Source organism: Streptomyces sp. NPDC044003, assembly GCF_056435185.1.
This window is the reverse complement of sequence record NZ_JBWKFA010000003.1, coordinates 976,108-995,384: the sequence shown is the minus strand read 5'-3', so window position 1 is coordinate 995,384 and position 19,277 is coordinate 976,108. Positions and strand designations below refer to the sequence as shown.

The following is a 19,277-nucleotide window of genomic DNA, read 5'->3' as shown; positions in this document are numbered from 1 at the left end:
TCATACTGGGGGCATGGACGATCTTGCGGGTTTCCTGCGGACGCGGCGCTCCCGGGTCGATCCGGCGGCGGTCGGCATTCCCACCGACAGTCGCCGCCGGGTCGAAGGGCTGCGGCGCGAAGAGGTCGCGCATCTGTCGGGAGTCAGCGTCGACTACTACGTACGCCTGGAGCAGGGCCGCGCGACTCAGCCCTCCGAGCAGGTCCTCGACGCGCTCGCCCGCGTCCTGGGCCTCGACGAGACCGAACGCGGGCACCTCTACCGGCTCGCACGGCAGCGCCGCCGGCCTGCGAAGGCCCCGGGCGGGCGGCTCCGGCCCGAGCTGATGCGCGTCCTGGACCTGGTCACGGACGCGCCCGCGCTGATCATGAACCACCGCCTGGACGTCCTCGCCGGGAACCGTCTCGCCGGGCTGCTCTACGGTCGTCCGATACCCGGCCTGAACACCGCGCGGCACATCTTCCTCGAGGAAGCCGAGCGCGGTCTCTACGCGGGCTGGGACGCATGCACGCTCGACGTCGTCGGGCACCTGCGCCTGGCCGCCGGGAAACACCCCGACGACCCGCGCCTGGCCTCGCTCATCGGCGAGCTCGCGATGGGCAGCGAACGCTTCCGCCGCCTCTGGGCCCGCGCCGACGTACGCGCCCGTACGCACGGACGCAAGGCGTACCGGCACCCGCTGGTCGGGCTGTTGGAACTGCACCAGGAGAACTTCGCGCTGCCCGACGAATCGGGCATGGAACTGATCGTGCTGTCCGCGGCCCCCGACAGCCCCACCGAGGACGGCCTGCGCCTCCTGGCGGGCCTGGGCGCGGAGAACGGTGCCGCGAGGCTTTCGGTGAACGCTCAGGTCCACGAGTAGCCCGACTCCCCTCGACCATCGGAGAACCGCAGGCCGGATACGGTCTGGGCATGACACAGCACCTCCCCCCTGACGTGGCTTCCGTTCTGGAGGTACTCCTCGGCGGCGACGATCCGGTTCACGTGGCGCTCCGTGCTCAGGTGCCCCACCTGAGCGTGTGCGGGCGTTGTACGTGTGGGTGCGGTACTGCCTACTTCGAGCTCGACTCGGCCTCGGTCCAGCCGGCGCCGTCCGGGCCGGGCACCGTGGTCGCGGCCGAGGCCCTTGTCCTCACCGAGGACGGCGACTGCCCCGGTGAAGTCCTGGTCTTCGCCGCCGCCGGCTACCTGTCGTGGCTGGAGGTGTGTTCCTGGAGCGACGACATCGAGGTCACACTGGCCATGGCCGAACGGACCCTGTGCCGTTGACCCCGCTCAGCGGGGTCGAACGCTCCACGGAGCCTCTGCTCCTGCAGATCGGTCATGCGGATCGGTCATGCGGATCGCTCATGACGACGGATCAGGCTCCGATGCCGACCGACGAGACGTACGCGTAGGCGGCGTAGTCGGAGTCGAGATCCGAGATGACGTCGTCCCAGATCTCGTCGACGAGGTTCTGGTCGCGGGTGGCCCAGGCGTGGACGAGGTCGGTCCAGATGTAGCGGACGGTGATGGTGCGTTGGCTGATGTTGGGGCGTTGGTACTTGGTTTCGACGTGGCTCTGGTCGACGGGGTACGCAGATTCCGCATACGGCATGCGACGGCCGCATCTCGCTCCGTCGACGTGGGCTGTGCCGGCGGGTGGTCCGAGGGTCGGTAGGCTCGGCGTGCCGCGTCGGTGTCAGCAGAGGAGAGAGACGTGTTCGTGAAGGTGTGCGGGCTCGGGACGGCCGCCGACATCGATGTGGCCGTCGCGGCCGGGGCGGACGCCGTCGGCCTGGTGATCAGCCGGACCAGTGTGCGCGGGCTCGACCGTGACCGGGCGGCGCGGCTCGCCGCCCATGTTCCGCCGGGCACCCTGTCCGTTCTCGTCGTCAACGACACGCCTGCCGCCGACGCCGCCCGCCTGGCCGGTGAGCTGGGCTTCGGCGCCCTGCAGCTGCACGGCACCGCGTACCGCGAGGAGGACTTCGCGGCCGCGGCCGGGATCTTTCCGCGGCTGTGGCGGGCCACTTCGCTGAGCGACCGGCCCGACACCCGTGTCGGCGCCCACGGCGAGGAGGTCCTCCTCCTCGACTCGCCCCGGGCCGGTTCCGGCGAGCCGTGGGACCTGTCCCTGCTGGAGACGGCCCGCCCCGAGGGCACGTGGCTGCTCGCCGGCGGCCTCACCCCGTACAACGTCGCCGAGGCGATCGAGCGTGCCCGCCCCTGGGGCGTCGACGTCTCCAGCGGCGTCGAGTCCGCCCCCGGCGTCAAGGACCACGACCTGATCCGTACCTTCGTCGCCGTCGCGAAGCAGGCCGCCCCGCAGGGGGCCTGAGCCCGGCCGGGGCGGCCTGCGCACGACTGCGGCGGGTTTCAGGATTCGTCGCCGACGTCGTCGCCCAGGTCGTCCTGGACCCGCAGCCCCGCCACCCACAGCGGCATCATCCAGTGCACGGCGAGCACGCCGACGAGAACCGGGGTCACGGCCGCCCGCAGGGGTGCGTCCGTCAGGGCGCCGTAGGCGCCGGCGCCGAATGCCACGGCCACGAGCAGCCACAGGGTGATGCGGTGGGCCAGGGCGCGCACCCGGTCGCGTTCGACCAGCTGGCGCTCGTCGAGCATCCGGCCGCGCAGTTCGAGCAGTCCGCGCGTGGAGCCGTTGAGCATGCCGGTGAGCAGGATCCAGGGCAGCAGCACCACGGCGACCACGACGACCGGTCCGTATCCGGGCCCGAAGACCGTGGCGATCCAGGCGCCCACTCCCGTGACGGTGAGGGCGAAGTGCGCCCCCACCAGGAGTCGGCGCCGGGGCCCGGTGGCATAGACCGCGGCCGCCCGCCGGTCGTTCATCACGGCGTACATCCGTCGGTCGTAGCGCGTCGTGGTCATCACTGCTTCCTCCCGTAGACCTCGTCGGTGAGCGGCTGGAACGGCTCCAGGGAGAACAGCGCCTCCACCGGAAGCCCGAAGAACCGGGCCACTTTCAGTGCCAGGTCGAGGCTGGGGTTGTACTGGCCGCGTTCGATGTAGCCGATGGTCTGGTAGTGGACGCCCACTGCCTCGGCCAGTGCCTGGCGCGACACTTTCCGCTCTGCCCTGACAACGGCCAGCCTGTTGTGCACCTGCTCGCTCATGTATAAGAAGTACTACATTCGAATGCAGGAGCACAACATCTGACGTCGCCATGTCGGGTGTTGCACGGGCATGTCGATCATGCGAACTACGCGCGTCAACCAGGCCGTACGCCGTTGACGCCCCCTCCCGACCCGGGCAAGACTCCTGCCCCATGCAGCCCTTGCGTGACCGCTCGGTCACCCTCGTCCAGCGCCGACACGTGGACCTCGTCCGTGTCGCAGGCGCGACCTGTCGCTGCGCCTGACGGCCGGGTTTCCGCTCGCCCAGCCGTATTCCACGCTCCTCCGCCCGTCCCGGAGGCATGCCCGTACGTCCGCACGCTCTTCTGGAGACCCGTATGTCCACGCCCCTGTCCCGCCGTGCCCTCGGCGGGGTCGCCGCCGGTGCCGCAGCCGCGGCCGCCCTCGGCTCCGCCGCCCCCGCCGCACAGGCGGCCCCCGAGCCCCACGCGCAGGAGCGTCCGTTCCGAGCCGCGCAGCCGCGCCGCCACTCCCGCCGGCCCAACATCCTCTTCATCCTGGGCGACGACCTGGGCTGGGCCGACCTCTCCTCCTACGGCTCCCCGCACATCCGCACCCCGCACCTCGACCGCCTCGCCCGCCAGGGCGTCCGCTTCACCGACGCCTACTCCGGCTCCGCCACCTGCTCCCCCACCCGCTTCAGCCTCTACACCGGCCGCTACCCGGGCCGTACGAAGGGCGGGCTGGCCGAGCCGATCGCCGACCAGTCCGTCGGCCTGGAGCCCACCCATCCCACGCTCGCCTCGCTGCTCCGGGACTCCGGCTACGCCACCGCCCTCATCGGCAAGTGGCACTGCGGCTACCTCCCGGACTACTCCCCCACCAAGTCCGGCTGGGACGAGTTCTTCGGCAACTTCGGCGGCGCCCTCGAGTACTACTCCAAGCTCGGGCTCGGCGGCGAGTACGACCTCTACGAGGGCGACGCCGAGTACAAGGACCTGCGCTACTACACCCGCATCCTGACCGAGCGCGCGAGCGAGTTCGTCGGCCGTGACCACGAGAAGCCGTGGCTGCTCAACCTCAACTTCACCACCCCGCACTGGCCGTGGATCGCCGACGGCGACGAGGAGCAGAGCGCCGAGATCGTCCGCCGCATCAAGGCCAGCGACCGCTCCGCCCTCTGGCACCAGGACGGCGGCTCGGTCGAGAAGTACAAGGAGATGGTCGAGGACCTCGACCGCTCGATCGGGCAGGTCCTGGCGGCGCTCAAGCGCTCCGGCCAGGAGCAGGACACGCTCGTCTTCTTCGCCAGCGACAACGGCGGCGAGCGCTTCTCCTACAACTGGCCGCTCGCCGGCAACAAGGCCTCGCTCCAGGAGGGCGGCATCCGCGTCCCCTCGATCCTGCGCTGGCCCGCCCGGATCGACGGCGGTCAGTTCAGCGACCTGCCGGTGTTCACGCCCGACTGGACGGCGACGCTCCTCGAACTGGCCGGCGCCCGCCCCCACCCCGCGTACCCCCTCGACGGCACCAGCCTCGCCGGGCATCTGCTGCGCGGCGCCGAGGTGCCCGAACGGGACCTCTTCTGGCGGGTGCGGGGCGAGCGGGCCCTGCGCCGCGGCAACTGGAAGTACTACCGCGGCAAGTCCGGCCGCGACCAGCTCTTCCACCTGTCCGAGGACTCCCGCGAACAGGCGGACCGGGCGCCGTTCGAGCAGGCGCGCATCGGCGAACTGCGGGCCGCCTGGGAGCGGATCGACGCGGGGCTGCTGCGCTACTGAGGTTGTCAGTGCCTCCGTCTAGGTTGTGTCCGTCCGGCCCGAACAGTGGGCCGGGCGGACAGAGGGGACTACCAGCGGTGAGCATCCACCTGCATTTCCGCGCCGTCGCGGAATCCGAGATCCGGGACGACCACACCTGGCTCGCGGCGTTCATGCACGAGGCGTGGGAACGCGTCGAGGAGGAGTACGAGGCGGGCATCGCCGCTTCGATCAACAAGACCTGGGGCCAGGTGAACGACCTCTACGGTGCGGCCGAAGTCCCCGGGGCGGATGCCGAGACGTCTTCGCTGCCGATCTACGGCGGTCGCCCCGTGTGGCACAGCGCCGACGCCGGTCTGGGCGACCCGCCGATGATGGTCCTGGACCCGCCGGGGGTGTCCGAGGCCGCCGCATTCCTCGCGTCGGTCTCCTTCGACGAGTTGTGGAAGGTCGCGGGAGCCAGGTTCGGGGGCCATGGCGAGCACGATGCGCTGATCCGCCAGGAGTACTTCGAGTACCACGAGTTCCTCCTGGCGTTCTACCGTCAGGCGGCTTCGGCGGGCCACGCCGTGGTCAAGGTCGTGTGGGCTTGAGACCTCGTCAGATCAGACCCTGAGCGAGGGCGACGGAGCCCGGGCCCGGTTCCCCGGCGGCGGTACCCTCGCCCTCTCCTCCGCCGTTCCGCTTGCGAGACGTGAACGGCACGCCCTCGCGTTCTGTGACGGCCCGTTCCGGCCAGGCTGGTCCCCGGGCTCGTTGTCAGTGCCGGATGACACGATCCGTCCATGAGCGATGTGTCCTTCGACTGGCATGATTTCCTGCGGCGTTGGCAGGAGGAATGGGTTCCGCCCGCCGACGGGGACGAGGACGACGAGGCCGTCGGTCCCCTGGGGGCGCCCGGGGCGGACGAGAGCGCCATCACGGCGGCCGAGGAGCGTCTTGGTCGGCGGCTGCCGCCCTCGTACCGCGAGTTCCTGGCCGTGAGCGACGGGTGGCATGTGGAGCAGACCGCCGGGGTCTACCAGCTCGGCGGGGTCGCGGACGTCGACTGGTTCCGGGACCCCTACGACATGACCTCCCTGTACGAGGAGAACCTGGGCGAGAACCCGCGCGAGGAGGACGTCCTGCTGGCCGGGATGTGGCGGCGGGCGCTGCGGCTCGAGACGGACTCCGACATGTCGCACGCCCTGCTCGACCCGGGCGACAGCGATCAGGACGGCGAGTGGGCGCTCTACGTGTACAAGGGGTGGGGCGGCGAACTGCCCGACCGTTACCCGTCGTTCCGCGCGTACATGGAGGCCATGTACCGCAGCTTCCACGGCGATCGGGCGGGGGACCCCGCCTTCGTGAACGCGACCACGCGCGTTCAGGACGGCCGGGTGGACGCGGCCCGCCTGCTCGCCCTGCGCGGGCGGTACGAGGAGGCCGTGCCCCTGCTCGAGGAGGCGCTGTCCTTCGGACGGCCGCGGAGCGCCGTGCTGCTGGACCAGATACGGCATCTCCTCGCTCCGGGCGGCGCCCGGGACTACGGCCACCTGCTGGTTGCCGATCCGCGGTATCTGTCCGAGCTCCTCCCGGTGCAGGCCATGGCGCCGGCCCGCGGCGAATGGCGGCTCGGCGGGGACGAGCACTGGCTCGGGATGACGACCGCGCGCGGGGTCGACCGGGAGACCGCCGAGACCGTACTGGGCACGATGCGGGACGGCACCTACCGCTACGCGCCTCCCGGTCCGTGGGGCCGGGCCGTCGCGAAGGCCCGGGAGTCCGCCCGCTGGGGGCGGACCGACGCCGCCTGGCGGGCTCTGCGGGAGGCGTTGCCGTTGTGGGAGGCGCCGGGACCCCTGCTGATCGCCCCGGTCGGTCTGCTCGCCGATCCGGTCCTGGGGGCGCTGGTCACCCCCGAGCGCGGTCGGGAGATCCTCGGGACCCCGCGGGCCGGGGAGACGGGACCCGCTCCCGAACCGGTGCCGGATCTCGACCCGCCCGGCCTCGCGTGGCTGACGGAGCCCGCCGGTAACCAGCAGGCGTTCGACGGCTACCGCTGCGTGTGGGTCGAGGGGGCCGACCCCGCCGACCTGCCGGCCCTGATCGGTGAGGAAGGCGCCGAACTGAGCGCGCCCGTGGATCCGCGCAGGGCTTCCTGGCGGGCGCCCAAGCCGCACGAGCGCGAAGGCGTGGAGCTCTGGGAGGACCGGGCCGTCGTGGCCGTCGGCCGCACCGACGAGGCATGGGCCTTCGCCTTCGACGGCTACTCCCATCGCCACCTGCACTCGTTGTTCGAGTCCCCCGCTGTGGCCGCCTCCTCGTCCGGCCGCGCCGTGGTCGTGTGGTGCGACCCCAGGCGCTCGTCCCCGGACGACGACGCGGTCGCGTTCCACCTGTCGGTGGCCGAACACGGCCGGGAGCTCTACGCCTTCACCGTCCGGGGCACGGAGATCGAGCGCTCCGGCACGATCCCCGAGGAGCTGGACCCGACCCGGCTGTTCCGCCCGGAGGACGGACCGGAGGAGGGCGAACGGTGGTTCCTGGAGGCCCTGCACACCGCGTTCGGTCTCTCACTGCCCCGCTTCGCACTGACCGAGGGCAGACTCCGTACCTTCACCACCCGGTCCTGGACCCGGGCGCCGCGCGAAGGCGAGGGTTTCGCCTACCTCACCCTCGTGCGGCACCGCCCCTGATCCGGGGTGGGCGAGCGGCGTCAGCGCCGGTTCTCCTCGCGCAGCCCCCACGGAGCGCCGTAGGCGCCCAGCAGGTCGAGGAACGGGCGCGGCGGCAGGGCCTCGGGGCCCAGGACGCCGCTCCCCTTCCACGTGCCGTCGGCGATCAGCTCAAGCGCGATCACCGGGTTGAGGGCGGTCTGCCAGACCACGGCCTGGGAACCGTATTCACGCATGGTCCACTCGTTGTCGACGACGTGGTAGAGGTACACCTCGCGCGCCGCGCCGTCCTTGGTTCCCTTGACCCACGTCCCCGCGCAGGTCTTGCCCTTCATGCGGTCGCCCAGCGTGGCCGGGTCGGGCAGACAGGCGGCGACCACGTCGCGCGGCGAGACCTGGACCGGTCCGTCCGTACCGGGGACGGTGACCTTCGCCGTGGAGTCGAGGCCCAGCTCGTGGAGGGTCTTCAGCTTGGCGATGAAGTCGTCGCCGAGGCCGTACTTGAACGTCACCCGCCGGGCGTCCACCCAGCGGGGCATGAGGAGGACCTCCTCGTGCTCGACGTTCACGCACTCCACCGGGCCGATGCCCTCGGGGAAGTCGAAGACCTCCGGCTCGCTGAAGGGTGCCGTGGTGAACCAGCCGCGGTCCTTCTCGTACACCACGGGCGGGTTGAGGCACTCCTCGATGGTGGTCCAGATGCTGAAGGAGGGGGCGAAGTCGTACCCCTCGACGGTGAGGTTCGCGCCGTCGCGGACGCCGAGTTCCTCGATCTCGTCGAAGAGTTCGTCCGCCGCGTAGCGCGCGAACACGTCCGACAGGCCCGGCTCCACGCCCATGCCGACCAGGGCGAGGCGGTCGGCCTTCTCCCAGGCCTCGGCCAGGGCGAACTGCTCGTCGCCGAGCTTGACCCCGCACTCTTCGTAGGGGGCGGTCGGGTGGGGCAGGGACAGCGACATCGCCATGTCGACGTAGTGCGCTCCGGCGGCGAGCGCCGCGTTGAACAGCGGCATCACGAACCTGGGGTCGGTCGCGTTCAGGAGCACGTCGCAGTTCTCCGCTGCGAGGAGCCGGCGGACCGCGGCCTCGTCGGAGGCGTCCAGGCGGTGCGCGCTGAACCGGTCCTCCTGCTCGCCGAGCGCGGCGACGGCGGCCTCCGCGCGGGCCGGGTCGTAGTCGGCGACGACCATGTGGGTCAGGAAGTCACGGCGGGCCGCGATACGGGTGACGGCGGTTCCGACGCCGCCCGCACCCACGAGAAGTACACGCATGTCACACACCATTTCGTCGAGTCCGTCCCGGCGATTGCCCGGGGATGTCTCGATGGAACACGACCCTTGCGGTTAAGGTCTACGGCGTTGGCATAAGGAGCGGGAGAAGCGACGAGGCGGTGGCGCGATGCCGAAGAAGGTGGTTCCGGAGGCGGAGCGGCGCAGGCGGCGGCCGACCCGGCAGGGCACCGTGCTGTCGGAGAAGCTGATCGTGCGGACGGCGCTGCGGATGCTGCACGAGCACGGGAGTGCGGGCCTGACCGCACGCCGGCTCGGCGCCGCGCTGGGCGCCGACCCGAGCACCGTGTACCGGTACTTCGCCGGCCTCGACGGCCTGACCCGGGCCATCGGTGAGGAGCTGATGGGGCGGGCCCTGGACAGCTGGACCGCCACGGGGAACTGGCGTGCCGACCTGCGTGCGCTCGGCCTCGCCGTCCACGCCTCCTACCTCGCCCATCCCGAGGCCGCGCTGCTGACCGCCAGCCGCGTCACCGGCCGCCCCCGGGAGATCGAGGTGGACGAGACGATCCTCGGGATCCTGCGCGGCGCGGGCTTCACCGACGCGGACGCCGTCGGCGTGTACCACGCCTTCATCGACCTGGCTCTGGCCTTCGCCGCCCTGGACGCGGGCGCTCTGGCCATCAAGGACGAGGTGCGGGAGGCGGACGAGGACATGTGGACCACCACCTACGCCCGGCTGCCGGCCGAGACCCACCCCCACATCGCGGCCACCGCGCACCTGCTCGCGGAGCGGATGAACCACAGCGCCTATCCCGTCGTCCTGGACACGCTCCTGGGCCGGGCCGCGGCGCAGCTGGCGGCGACGCCGCGAGCTCCCCGTACGTGACGGGGCCCCTCCCGCGTACGGGAAGGGCCCCTCCTGCTCTGCCGGTGTCGTGCCGGTCAGCTGCCGGTGTTCGCCCTGCGGCGGCGCCACCAGACGAGTGCGCCGCCCGCGGCGATCGCGGCGGCGGCGATCCCGACGATCAGGCCGACGGGGGCACTGCTGCCGGTGTCGGCGAGGTCGCCGTCGGGGTCCGTCGGGCCGGGCGGGGTGGTGGCCCCGGGGCCAGGGGACTGGCTGCCCGTCGGGGACGGGGTGGGCGTCCCCGTGCCGGTCGGGCTCGGGGTCGGCTGTCCGGTGCCGGTCGGCGTGGGGGTGGGGGTGGGAGTGCCGGCCTCGGAGTGTCCGGCGCTGTTGCCGCCGAACATCAGGTAGCCCTCCTTGTTCGGGTCGTCCGCGATCGTGTCGACCGCGAAGCCGACGGTGCGGGGCTTGTAGCGCTGCTCGGTGCGGAAGCGCGCCGGGTTCATGTTGCGCTTGGGCTGCTTGGAGAAGTCGACCCCGCCCACGGTGTAGACGTAGACGTCCTCGCCGTTGGACCACTTGTACTTGAAGGTGCCTTCGGTGAAGGCCTTGTAGTAGCGGTCCCAGACCTGCTTGCCGGTCCAGTCCCGGTGGGGCGCGCGCAACGGCCAGCGCGACACGTCGTTGCTGTTGATGATCTTGCGGTACTCGACGGGCATGTCGGCGGCGTTCTGGCGTACCCATTCGGCGGCGACGCGGGCCGTGTAGACGCGGCGCAGATCGGCGTAGTAGTCGCCGTTGTTGACCTTCTCGGCGACCAGGGGCGTGATGTAGCGGTCGAGTACGCGGTCGGACTGCTGCGTCTCCGCCTCGGTGAGGTCGCAGCCCTTTCCGCCGGGCGGCTGCGTGTGGGTCTCCTGCGGCACCGTGGACAGCTTGAGCGGGGTGTCGAGGATGTGGATGCCGCCGTCCTGCTCGCGCACGACCGCGGTCTCCGGCTCGATCCAGTAGCGGAAGCCGGCCCAACAGGGGAAGCCGTTGCGCTTCGGCAGGGCGTTCATGAAGTTGCGGCCGGCTTCCGTCTCCGGGTCCATGGCCCGGAAGATGTCGTGCTTCAGCTCCAGGTCCGCTTCCAGGAGCACCCGGCCGGCGTCGGTCCTGCCGAACTTCTCGTCGATGATGCGGTTCGGCTCGTCCGGGTTGAGGTTCACCCAGAACGTGGACGGGTCCAGGGCGAGCCAGGTGAAGAAGGAGTCGGAGATCAGGTCGCCCTTCTCCTGGCCGCCCCACCCGGCCGCGTACTCGTCCTCCACCGACTTGGCGGAGAACGCGTAGTCGAGTCCCTTGCCGCCCTTGCCCTTGCCGATGTACCGCAGGTCGAGGGTGGTGAAATCGATGCCGCCGAGGCCGCGGTTCATCAGGGACCGCTGTCCGGTCTTGCCCAGCCGGTCGAGCTGTTCCTTGAGGGTCTGCGGGTTCGGCGGGGACTGGCGGATGACCTGGTTGCCGGAGCCGCGGGACCCGGTCGACGTGCCGTTGCCCGGCGACATCGTCGTGCCGTTCGCGCGGTACGGGCCGTTCTCGGTGCCCTTGGGAGGCAGGCCCTTGTGGTGGGACTGGTAGTCGTAGGTACGGACCCGGTCGCGGCCGAGCGTGTCCTTGCCCGCGGTGTCCTTCAACTCCTTCATGAAGTTCTTGGCATCACGGGTCTGGTTCTCCGCGAAGACGTACGTGTACTTGTACGAGCGCCAGCCCTGGTTCTTGGCCCAGGCGCGGTCCGCGGGCTTCTCGCGGCCGTCGGGACTGCCGTTGGACTTGGCCTCCACGATCTCCCGGGTGCGCTTGTTGTACGCGTCGAGCCGGCGCTTGTAGCGCTCGCCGGTCTCGGGGTCCTTGAACCAGAACTCCTTCTCGCAGATCCAGTCCGGGCCGGTCAGCCCCATCTCGCGCACGACCTTGCCCATGAAGGCCTTGCCGCGGGCGTCATAGCCCTGGTTCGGGATGTAGACCTTCGACAGGTAGTCGCTGAAGCTCTTCCACCGCTTCTGCGCGTTGAACCGGGCGTAGATCCGCCTCGGGTCGCTGTGGTCGAACTTCTTGTAGTCGGTGCCCGCGGCGTCCAGTTCGGCCTGGGTCGGATTGAGGCCGTCGAACTGGAGACCGGGGTTGGTGTACTCGTACGTGTCCCAGCGGTCCACCGCGCGTGAGGCGTCCCCCATGGGCAGGCCGCCGGTGGGAACGTCCTTCACCCCGTACATCTCGTCGCACCGCTTGCCGGGCTTCAGCGCCGGCGCCGGCGCGGCTTCGGCGACGCCGCCGACGCCTGTGACGGGTTGGCCGGTGACGGTGATGACGGTGGCGCAGGCGAGCGCGAGCAGGCTGTTCCTGAGCGCGCGCCAGCGGCTTGCTATTCGTGCTGGCTTCACAGTGCTTTTCCCCCGGGAGCCCCCACGGGTCAGAGTCCGGCCGTGTGGCGCCAGGGCCCCCGATGCTCATGTGGGCGCCGCACGAGCGGTCCGATCCTAGGGCGTCGGTTTGCCGCCGCAACGTCGTTTCGACGGCGTGGAGTGTGTTAACTCCGTGCAGATTCGAGGCACTTACGGTCACACAAGGAGAGCTAGGGTTAGCTGCTGTGAGCAATGAAATCTGGGACGACGAGGACGGCGACGAAGGCGAGGACGAGTACGCCGTCGCCGAGCGCATCGACAAGGAGCACGCCGACAATCCCCGCCTTGCGGCCTGGCTGGGCGAGCAGGAGGACGGCTTCGGGGACTGGAGCCGTGACCACGGCGGTGGATGGGACTTCGGCGAGCGCTCGCTCGACCGGATGGAAGCCGTCATCCGTGAACACCTCACGTCCGTGGACGATCTGTTCGCCCACGAGCACACCCCCTTGGTGCAGGTCGCCTGCTGGTACGTCGGCGAGGTGCACAACCGCACCCGGGGCACGGAGTGGCGTATGGACCCGGACCCCGCAGACAGCCACCCCTGGTCCAGGCGCCCCTACGTGATCGTGCCCTTCACGCGCCTGCACGAGTACCGGGACCCGGAGGGCATCGACTACGACGCCCGCCCCCGGCACCACCCGCTGAGCAGCTTCCTCACCCTCCTCCGCGAGGGCCCCGCAGCGGGCCCGGGCTCCCTGCGGGGAGAACTGGAGGATTACGAGCCCGGTGGCGACGGCCAGGACGAGGAAGGCTGAGGGCCCGCGCCCGACCGTTGGCGATCCGTTGGCCAGCCGTTGGTGGCTGTTCCTAGGGTCGCGGCCGTGCGCGGGACCGGCCCGCGCACACCACGGGCGGGACTCCAGGAGGACCTGATGAAGCGTCGAGCAGCCATGACGGCACTTGCAGTGAGCACGATGGTGGCCGGGGTGCTGGTCGGAGGCGCCGGCAGCGCTTCGGCGGCGCACTCGTACACCGACCGCCTCGTCCGGGGCGAGTCGCTCGGGCCCGGCGAGTACATCACGCGCTGGATCAACGACTACTCGTTCTACCAGCTGGTCATGCAGAAGGACGGCAACCTGGTGGAGTACAAGGGGGACGTGATCGGCGACCGGCAGATCTGCTGGGCGGCGAACACCCAGTACTCCGGCTACTACGCCGTCTACCAGAACGACGGGAACTTCGTCGTCTACCCCCAGTGGAGCACGCGGGCGGTGTGGAGCAGCAACAGCCAGTGGGGCGGTGGGTCCACCGTCGACATCAACTCCAGTGGTGTCGTGTACGTCGGTACGAAGCCGATCACCGGATCCTGCTGACGCGAACGTCCGAGCCGCTGGGGCGCCGGTGGGGCGGGACTCGTGGTCGAGGCGTGACAGGTCCCGGCCGGTGAGGGCCGGGACCTGGTCGATGCGGTCGATGCGGTAGTGGACGGTGTTCACGTGCGGGCCAGGGCCTCCGGTCCTGGCCCAGGAGCAGTTGTGCGCCAGGAAGACCTCCTGGGTGTCCAGGAGGGTCGCGTTCGAGCCCTTGCCGGCGCGCAGCAGCGGACCCAGGACGGTCTCCAGGTACACGGCCCGCACGTCGGCGGGGATGCCGGCGAGGAGCGTCCTGAGGTCGGCGAGATCGGCGCGCCGCGCCACGCGTGCGGCCGCCGGTGTCGTGGAGTGGGCGCCGCCCAGGGTGTAGCGGGCCTGGGCGAGGACGCCCCGAAGGTCGGCGGGCCTGCGCACGGGGTCGCTGACGCCGGCGTGGAGGGATGCGCCCGGGCGGCAGGCGTACAGCAGTGGCCACACCTCTCGGAGCCGTGCCGACACGTCCTCGCCCGGGTCCGGCTCGCGGGCCGGCACGGCGACGACCTCCCCCTCCGGGCGTCCGGCGGCGGCGAACGCGACGGCCCGCTGGGGCCGCAGCGCCTCCGTGAGGGCCGCGGCAGCGTCGCCCCGGTCCTCCGCGTCGTCGCCGTAGGCCGCGACCACCACGGTGTACGCGGCGGCGTCGGCGAGCCCGCAGGCGCGCAGGGCCTCCTCCAGGCCGTTCGGCCCCGTACGCCGCACTCAACCGGGCCACCAGCTCCTCGTGAGCCTGCCTGCGGGGTGCGGCCGACCGGTTCTCCGATCTCGTGCAGAATCCGGGGCGGCACGTGGCCGTCGTCGGGCAGGTACAGGTACAGGTACAGGTGCAGGTACCAGGCGACGAAGACGGTGTCGTCCGCCTCGATCCGCACGCTCGCGCCGTCCCTGCCGCGCAGCGCCTCCACCGCGCGCGGTGCCGGGATCGCGGGCGCCGTCGTCGTCCGGGCGACCGTACGGCCACTGCCGGTGAGCAGGTGGCAGGCGGGGATGCCGAGGCGGGCGACGGAGAGGTCGAGCAGTTCGCACGGCGACGCGCCTCGTTGCAGCGCCCGGTCGAGGTCTGCCACCGCGCCCGCCTCGTGCAGGCCCCAGACCGGAGAGAGGTCGAGACGGTCGAGCCCTACGAGCCGCAAGCGGGCGCCGCGCTCCCCTCGTACCTTCCTCCAGGCCCGCTCGCATTCGCGATGGAGGGTCGCACGGAGTTGTTGCAGATGAGAGCCAGATCGCCCTACGGTGTCGCACATGCAGACCAACACGATCGGGCAGGCCGCACGGTTGCTGGGCGTGAGCCCCGACACCGCGCGGCGCTGGGCGGACGCGGGCCGGGGTGCGACGCACCGCGACGCGAGCGGTCGGCGCGTCATCGACGGCAAGTCGCTCGCCGCGGTCTCCATGGAGATCGCCCAGAGCGGCGACGACGCGTCCTCCGCCTCGGCGCGCAACGCCTTCCCGGGCATCGTCACGGCGATCAAGCTCGGCAACATCGCGGCCCAGGTCACCATCCAGGCCGGACCGCACCGGCTGGTCTCCCTCCTCACCCGTGAGGCCGTGGAGGAGCTGGGACTGGAAGTCGGCATGCAGGCCACCGCCCGCGTGAAGTCGACCAGCGTGCACATCGACCGCACCTGACCACCCCTCACGCAGTACCGAGATCCCTCGGCCGTGGGCGCGGCCGGCCGTTTTACCGCACCTTCCGTTCGTCCCAAGGAGTTCCGACCCTCATGTCCGTCACCCTCACCCCCGCCAGACGCCGTACGGCCGCCGCCGTCCTCACCGCCACGCTGCTCGTGCCGCTCGCGGCCTGTTCGAGCGACGACACGAAGAAGGACACCGGCTCCGCGAAGGACGCGCCCCAGGCCAAGCTGACGGTGCTCGCCGCTGCCTCCCTCACCGACGTCTTCAAGACGGCCGGCGCCGCGTACGAGAAGTCCCACCCCGGTACGAAGATCACCTTCTCCTTCGCCGGCTCGCAGGAGCTCGTCGCCCAGGTCTCCCAGGGCTCCCCCGCCGACGTCCTGGTCACCGCCGACACCAAGAGCATGGACAAGGCGAAGGCCGAGACCGGCACCCCGACCGTCATCGCGAAGAACCGCCTCGTCATCGCCACCGCCCAGGGCAACCCCTTCAAGATCGACGAGCTCAAGGACCTCGCGGCCCCCAAGCTCAAGGTCGTCCTCGCCGCACCCGAGGTACCCGCCGGCAAGTACAGCAAGAAGGTCCTCGACGCCCAGAAGATCACCGTGAACCCGGTCTCCCAGGAGCCCAACGTCCGCGCGGTGCTCAGCAAGGTCGAACTCGGCGAGGCCGACGCCGGACTCGTCTACAAGACCGACGCCGACAGCGCCAAGGACAAGGTCGACGCCGTCGAGATCCCCGACGCGCAGAACGCCATCGCCCAGTACCCCGCCGCCACGCTGAAGGACTCGAAGAACACCGAGGCCGCCACGGCGTTCGTCGCCTGGCTCTCCTCGCCCGAGGGACAGAAGATCCTCCAGGACGCCGGCTTCCAGAAGCCGTAACGGATCCTGGTCGTCCGGATCACGACGGGCTGTCCGGTTCGGGGGAACGGACAGCCCGTCGCCCTCATGTCGTCATCTCTGCGGGGTCACTCGATGAAACACACAGGCGCGCGTAGGTCCGGTACCCGTCCGCCGCTGACGCTGGCCGTGCCCGCGCTGCTCGCCGTGGCGTTCCTGACGCTGCCCCTGATCGGGATCCTCGTACGGACCGAGTGGGGCGAGCTCGCCGGCCATCTGAGCGCACCGGGCACGGTCACGGCGCTGAAGCTCTCGTTGCTCGTCTCCTTCTGGGCGCTCGGGCTCTCACTGCTGCTCGGGGTGCCGCTCGCGTGGCTGCTCTCACGGGTGCGCTTCCCCGGCAAGGCGCTCGTCCGCTCGCTCGTGCTGCTGCCGATGGTCCTGCCGCCCACCGTCGGCGGTGTCGCGCTGCTCCTCGCCTTCGGGCGGCGCGGCCTGCTCGGGCCGTGGCTGGAGTCGACGTTCGGGATCACCTTCCCGTTCCACACCTCGGGCGCCGTCCTCGCGGCCACCTTCGTCGCCATGCCGTTCCTGGTCATCAGCCTGGAGGGCGCGCTCGGCGGACTACGGCCGCGGTACGAGGAGACGGCGGCCTCCCTCGGCGCCTCACCGGTCCGCGTCTTCTTCACGGTGACCCTGCCCATGGTGGCGCCGGGCGTCGTAGCGGGCGCCGCCCTCACCTGGGCGCGGGCGCTAGGCGAGTTCGGCGCGACCATCACCTTCGCCGGGAATCTGCCCGGCACCACCCAGACGCTCCCCCTCAAGGTCTACCTCCTGCTCCAGGACGAACCGGAGGCGGCGACCTCCGTCTCCCTGCTCCTGCTCGCCATCGCGATGGGTGTACTCGTCGCCCTGCGCGGACGGTGGACCGGCACCCCGGTCGACCGCAAGGCCCGGCCCGCCCCCGAGCCCGTGGAGGATCCCGTCCCCGGGACGTCCCCCTCCGACTCCGCCGAGGCGGAGCAGTCCGGGGAACGCTGGTCCCTGCATGCCGAGGTCACCGGCTTCACGCGCCTCACCCTCGACGCCGAACCGGGCACCACCATCGCCGTCGTCGGCCCCAACGGTGCCGGCAAGACCACCCTGCTCCGCGCCCTTCTCGGCCTCACTCCCCGGGCCCACGCGGACCTCACCCTCGGCGGCACCGACGTCACCGCTCTCCCCCCGCACCGGCGGCGGGTCGCCTGGGTGCCGCAGGACGGCGCCCTCTTCCCGCACATGTCGGCACTCGCCAACACCGCCTACGGTCTGCGCGCCCAGGGCGTCCCCCGTACGGAGGCCCGGCGCGCGGCCCTGCGCTGGCTCGACCGGCTCGGCGTCGGCCACCTCGCCCACCGCCGCCCGGGCCAGCTCTCCGGCGGCCAGGCGCAGCGGGTCGCCCTGGCCCGGGCGCTCGCCGCCCGCCCCCGGCTCCTCGTCCTCGACGAGCCGCTCGCCGCCCTCGACCAGACCACTCGGGGCCACGTACGCCACACCCTGCGCACCCACCTCGCGCGCTTCGGCGGTGTCTGTCTCATCGTGACCCACGATCCCGTCGAGGCCGTGTCCCTCGCCGACCGCGTCCTCGTCCTCGACGAGGGCCGGGCGCTCCAGGACGACAGCCCCGCCGAGGTCACCCGGCACCCGCGCTCCCCCTGGGTCGCCCGCATGCTCGGCCGCAACGCCTGGCCCGGCACCGCCACCGCCGAGGGTCTCGCCCTGGAGGAGGGCGGCGTCCTGGTCGCGGCCGACCCACCGGCCGTCGGCACTCCGGCGCTGGCGATCGTGGCGCCCGAGGCCGTGTCCGTCCACCGCGAGAAGCCCGCCGGCAGCCCCCGTAACGTCTGGCCCGGCACCGTACGCGAGATCACCGCGAGCGGCAGCCGGCTGCGAGTCCTGGTCGCCTCCGACGGCGTCCCCGACCTCGTCGCCGAGATCACCCCGCAGGCCGCCGCCGAGCTCGGGCTCGCCGACGGGGTGTCCGTGTGGACCAGCGTCAAGGCGACCGAGACGACGGTCGTGCCCCTCTGATCGACACCGAGACAGGCGTGTCAGCGGCCGAAGGTGTCGATGTTCTCGACGAGCCAGCGGCCGTCACGGCGCACGACGTCCACGGCGAACATGGCGCCCGCGTAGACGCCTTGGTCCTGGCCCTTCGGCTTCTGCTTCCCTCCGCCGGTCCTGCCGGTTCCCGCCGTGCTCACGCTGCTCTGGTCGGCGTAGACCAGGACCCGGGCGCGGTCGCCGTCGATCCGCTCGACCGCGCTGTCGGTGACCGTCGTGGTGATCACCGTCTTCTGCCGGGCCGCCTGGGCGAGCACCGCGCCGAACAGCGTCCGGTGCTGGGCCACGGCCTTGCCGGTGAGGAGCGTCTTCCCGGCCCGGTCGAAGGGACCCGTGTCGGCGTGGTCGTACGAGAAGAGCGCGGCGACGGCCGCGGCGGTCTGCCCCTTGATCTCGCTGCTCCGGGCGAGGTCGGTCAGGGCCGTGTTTCCGCGCGCGGGGTCGGCGCGTAGTTCCCCGGCCCTGCTGTGCGCCCATCCGGCGAAGCCTCCGAGGAGGAGGGTCAGGACGCAGAGGACCACCAGGGGGGCGAGGGGACGCGCCCGCGTCCCGTCCGCCGCCTCCGGTTCGGGCGTGGGCTTGGGCTTGTGCTCGGGTTTCGGCTCGGGCCCGGGGTCCGGCAGGAGGGCGACCGGCGCGTGGGACCTGGACGCGGGGGCCGACGGGGCGGCGAGGGCCTGGCGGCGGCGCTGGCGGTTGAGGTGGTGGCGGGGCGTCGGCATCGTGCGGGTCCTTTCGGGTCCTTGCGGCTGTCGCGTACGGGACGGTCCGGTCAACCGGTCGCCGTGCCGCCCACGGGGGCCTGCCCCAGAGCACTGAGCTTCCACTGGCCGTCGGTGCGGGTCAGCTCGCCCAGCATGCGGCTGTCCTTCTCCGTGCTCTTGCTGTCGGGCGTCGTGACGGTGATGCGCAGCGCGACGAGCAGCCGGGCCCGCCCCGCCCTGTCGTCGAGTTCGGTGACGGCGCCGGACAGCACCCGGGCCGTGGTCACCGTCTTCGCCGTCTTCACCTGACTGGTGAACTCCGCGCGCCCGTCGACCAGTTGCTGGTGGAGCTCGCCGGTCGTCGAGGTCTCCCAGAGGTCGAGGCCCTGGTCCACGCGCCGGTGGTCGAGGGTGTTGAGGTTCTGCACGGCCTGCTCCCCCGCCGCGAGCGCCCGGTCGCGCTGCACGGCGTACGCGGCCGAGTCGTCGTGGGCCGCGGCGTACCAGCTCCGGCCCTCCCAGGCCGCGAAGCCGCCCGCGACCAGCGTGAGCACGAGGGCGACGGCCAGGGCCGGCCGGTTTCCCGCCGAGGCGCGGACCTGGCGTTTCATGGGCTTCTCC

General features: G+C 71.6%; 20 protein-coding genes and 1 pseudogene. 13 read left to right on the top strand and 8 right to left on the bottom strand.

Going from position 1 to position 19,277, the window contains the following annotated elements:
• The first annotated feature begins 13 nt into the window (after nucleotides 1–13).
• Both AC07AW_RS16540 and AC07AW_RS16535 read left to right on the top strand, forming a co-directional pair.
• Nucleotides 14–862: a helix-turn-helix transcriptional regulator gene (locus AC07AW_RS16540; protein ID WP_478816134.1), complete on the top strand. Its 849-nt coding sequence runs from the start codon at nucleotides 14–16 to the stop codon at nucleotides 860–862.
• 50 nt (nucleotides 863–912) lie between these two features.
• The gene (locus tag AC07AW_RS16535) at nucleotides 913–1,269 is read left to right on the top strand and encodes a hypothetical protein (RefSeq protein ID WP_478816133.1); all 357 of its coding nucleotides are present in this window, start codon (nucleotides 913–915) and stop codon (nucleotides 1,267–1,269) included.
• A 91-nt stretch (nucleotides 1,270–1,360) separates the two neighbouring features.
• Here the strand turns inward: AC07AW_RS16535 and AC07AW_RS16530 are convergent, their stop codons facing one another.
• Nucleotides 1,361–1,597, bottom strand: coding sequence for a hypothetical protein (locus tag AC07AW_RS16530; protein WP_478816132.1), 237 nt, complete (start codon nucleotides 1,595–1,597; stop codon nucleotides 1,361–1,363).
• 102 nt (nucleotides 1,598–1,699) lie between these two features.
• Here AC07AW_RS16530 and AC07AW_RS16525 point away from each other — a divergent pair, with 102 nt between their 5' ends.
• Nucleotides 1,700–2,320: a phosphoribosylanthranilate isomerase gene (locus AC07AW_RS16525; protein WP_478816131.1), complete on the top strand. Its 621-nt coding sequence runs from the start codon at nucleotides 1,700–1,702 to the stop codon at nucleotides 2,318–2,320.
• 38 nt (nucleotides 2,321–2,358) lie between these two features.
• Here the strand turns inward: AC07AW_RS16525 and AC07AW_RS16520 are convergent, their stop codons facing one another.
• Together AC07AW_RS16520 and AC07AW_RS16515 are read right to left on the bottom strand one after the other, a co-directional pair.
• Complete coding sequence (locus AC07AW_RS16520) at nucleotides 2,359–2,874, bottom strand: hypothetical protein (protein WP_478816130.1); 516 nt, start codon at nucleotides 2,872–2,874, stop codon at nucleotides 2,359–2,361.
• On the bottom strand, nucleotides 2,874–3,119 hold the full coding sequence (locus AC07AW_RS16515) for a helix-turn-helix transcriptional regulator (protein ID WP_055639523.1): 246 nt from the start codon (nucleotides 3,117–3,119) through the stop codon (nucleotides 2,874–2,876). The genes AC07AW_RS16520 and AC07AW_RS16515 overlap by 1 nt, the downstream gene beginning before the upstream one ends.
• A 50-nt stretch (nucleotides 3,120–3,169) precedes the next feature.
• Here AC07AW_RS16515 and AC07AW_RS16510 point away from each other — a divergent pair, with 50 nt between their 5' ends.
• The 4 genes from AC07AW_RS16510 (at nucleotide 3,170) to AC07AW_RS16495 (ending at nucleotide 7,518) form a co-directional block, all read left to right on the top strand.
• Nucleotides 3,170–3,364 (top strand): putative leader peptide, encoded by a 195-nt coding sequence (locus AC07AW_RS16510; protein ID WP_478816129.1) that lies wholly within the window; start codon nucleotides 3,170–3,172, stop codon nucleotides 3,362–3,364.
• Between the two features lie 93 nt (nucleotides 3,365–3,457).
• The gene (locus AC07AW_RS16505) at nucleotides 3,458–4,861 is read left to right on the top strand and encodes a sulfatase family protein (RefSeq protein WP_478816128.1); all 1,404 of its coding nucleotides are present in this window, start codon (nucleotides 3,458–3,460) and stop codon (nucleotides 4,859–4,861) included.
• 77 nt (nucleotides 4,862–4,938) lie between these two features.
• Nucleotides 4,939–5,433 (top strand): DUF1877 family protein, encoded by a 495-nt coding sequence (locus AC07AW_RS16500; RefSeq protein ID WP_478816127.1) that lies wholly within the window; start codon nucleotides 4,939–4,941, stop codon nucleotides 5,431–5,433.
• Nucleotides 5,434–5,625: 192 nt separating this feature from the next.
• Entirely contained in the window at nucleotides 5,626–7,518 is a 1,893-nt protein-coding gene (locus AC07AW_RS16495; protein ID WP_478816126.1) for an SMI1/KNR4 family protein, read from the top strand.
• Between the two features lie 20 nt (nucleotides 7,519–7,538).
• Here AC07AW_RS16495 and AC07AW_RS16490 read toward each other — a convergent pair whose 3' ends face one another.
• Nucleotides 7,539–8,768 carry a saccharopine dehydrogenase family protein gene (locus tag AC07AW_RS16490; RefSeq protein WP_478816125.1) on the bottom strand — a complete coding sequence of 410 codons (1,230 nt, stop codon included), beginning with the start codon at nucleotides 8,766–8,768 and terminating at the stop codon, nucleotides 7,539–7,541.
• A 127-nt stretch (nucleotides 8,769–8,895) separates the two neighbouring features.
• Between AC07AW_RS16490 and AC07AW_RS16485 the strand changes: the two genes are divergently transcribed.
• Nucleotides 8,896–9,615 carry a TetR/AcrR family transcriptional regulator gene (locus AC07AW_RS16485; protein ID WP_478816124.1) on the top strand — a complete coding sequence of 240 codons (720 nt, stop codon included), beginning with the start codon at nucleotides 8,896–8,898 and terminating at the stop codon, nucleotides 9,613–9,615.
• Between the two features lie 56 nt (nucleotides 9,616–9,671).
• Here the strand turns inward: AC07AW_RS16485 and AC07AW_RS16480 are convergent, their stop codons facing one another.
• The gene (locus tag AC07AW_RS16480; protein ID WP_478816123.1) at nucleotides 9,672–12,002 is read right to left on the bottom strand and encodes an LPXTG cell wall anchor domain-containing protein; all 2,331 of its coding nucleotides are present in this window, start codon (nucleotides 12,000–12,002) and stop codon (nucleotides 9,672–9,674) included.
• Between the two features lie 206 nt (nucleotides 12,003–12,208).
• Between AC07AW_RS16480 and AC07AW_RS16475 the strand changes: the two genes are divergently transcribed.
• Both AC07AW_RS16475 and AC07AW_RS16470 read left to right on the top strand, forming a co-directional pair.
• The gene (locus AC07AW_RS16475; protein ID WP_478816122.1) at nucleotides 12,209–12,778 is read left to right on the top strand and encodes a hypothetical protein; all 570 of its coding nucleotides are present in this window, start codon (nucleotides 12,209–12,211) and stop codon (nucleotides 12,776–12,778) included.
• Nucleotides 12,779–12,895: 117 nt separating this feature from the next.
• Complete coding sequence (locus tag AC07AW_RS16470; RefSeq protein WP_478816121.1) at nucleotides 12,896–13,336, top strand: hypothetical protein; 441 nt, start codon at nucleotides 12,896–12,898, stop codon at nucleotides 13,334–13,336.
• 372 nt (nucleotides 13,337–13,708) lie between these two features.
• Here the strand turns inward: AC07AW_RS16470 and AC07AW_RS16465 are convergent.
• Nucleotides 13,709–14,074 (bottom strand): annotated as a pseudogene (locus AC07AW_RS16465) (PucR family transcriptional regulator); the annotation flags it as partial.
• 540 nt (nucleotides 14,075–14,614) lie between these two features.
• Here AC07AW_RS16465 and AC07AW_RS16460 point away from each other — a divergent pair.
• The 3 genes from AC07AW_RS16460 (at nucleotide 14,615) to AC07AW_RS16450 (ending at nucleotide 17,919) form a co-directional block, all read left to right on the top strand.
• Nucleotides 14,615–15,001 (top strand): TOBE domain-containing protein, encoded by a 387-nt coding sequence (locus tag AC07AW_RS16460; protein WP_478816120.1) that lies wholly within the window; start codon nucleotides 14,615–14,617, stop codon nucleotides 14,999–15,001.
• Between the two features lie 92 nt (nucleotides 15,002–15,093).
• A complete protein-coding gene (modA, locus tag AC07AW_RS16455) occupies nucleotides 15,094–15,891 on the top strand; it encodes a molybdate ABC transporter substrate-binding protein (protein ID WP_478816119.1) in 798 nt (265 codons plus the stop codon).
• 93 nt (nucleotides 15,892–15,984) lie between these two features.
• Entirely contained in the window at nucleotides 15,985–17,919 is a 1,935-nt protein-coding gene (locus tag AC07AW_RS16450) for an ABC transporter permease (protein WP_478816118.1), read from the top strand.
• 20 nt (nucleotides 17,920–17,939) lie between these two features.
• On the opposite strand, the gene AC07AW_RS16445 is transcribed toward AC07AW_RS16450, so the two are convergent.
• Both AC07AW_RS16445 and AC07AW_RS16440 read right to left on the bottom strand, forming a co-directional pair.
• A complete protein-coding gene (locus AC07AW_RS16445; protein WP_478816117.1) occupies nucleotides 17,940–18,674 on the bottom strand; it encodes a hypothetical protein in 735 nt (244 codons plus the stop codon).
• A gap of 50 nt (nucleotides 18,675–18,724) precedes the next feature.
• On the bottom strand, nucleotides 18,725–19,267 hold the full coding sequence (locus AC07AW_RS16440) for a nuclear transport factor 2 family protein (protein WP_478816116.1): 543 nt from the start codon (nucleotides 19,265–19,267) through the stop codon (nucleotides 18,725–18,727).
• Nucleotides 19,268–19,277 lie beyond the last annotated feature (10 nt).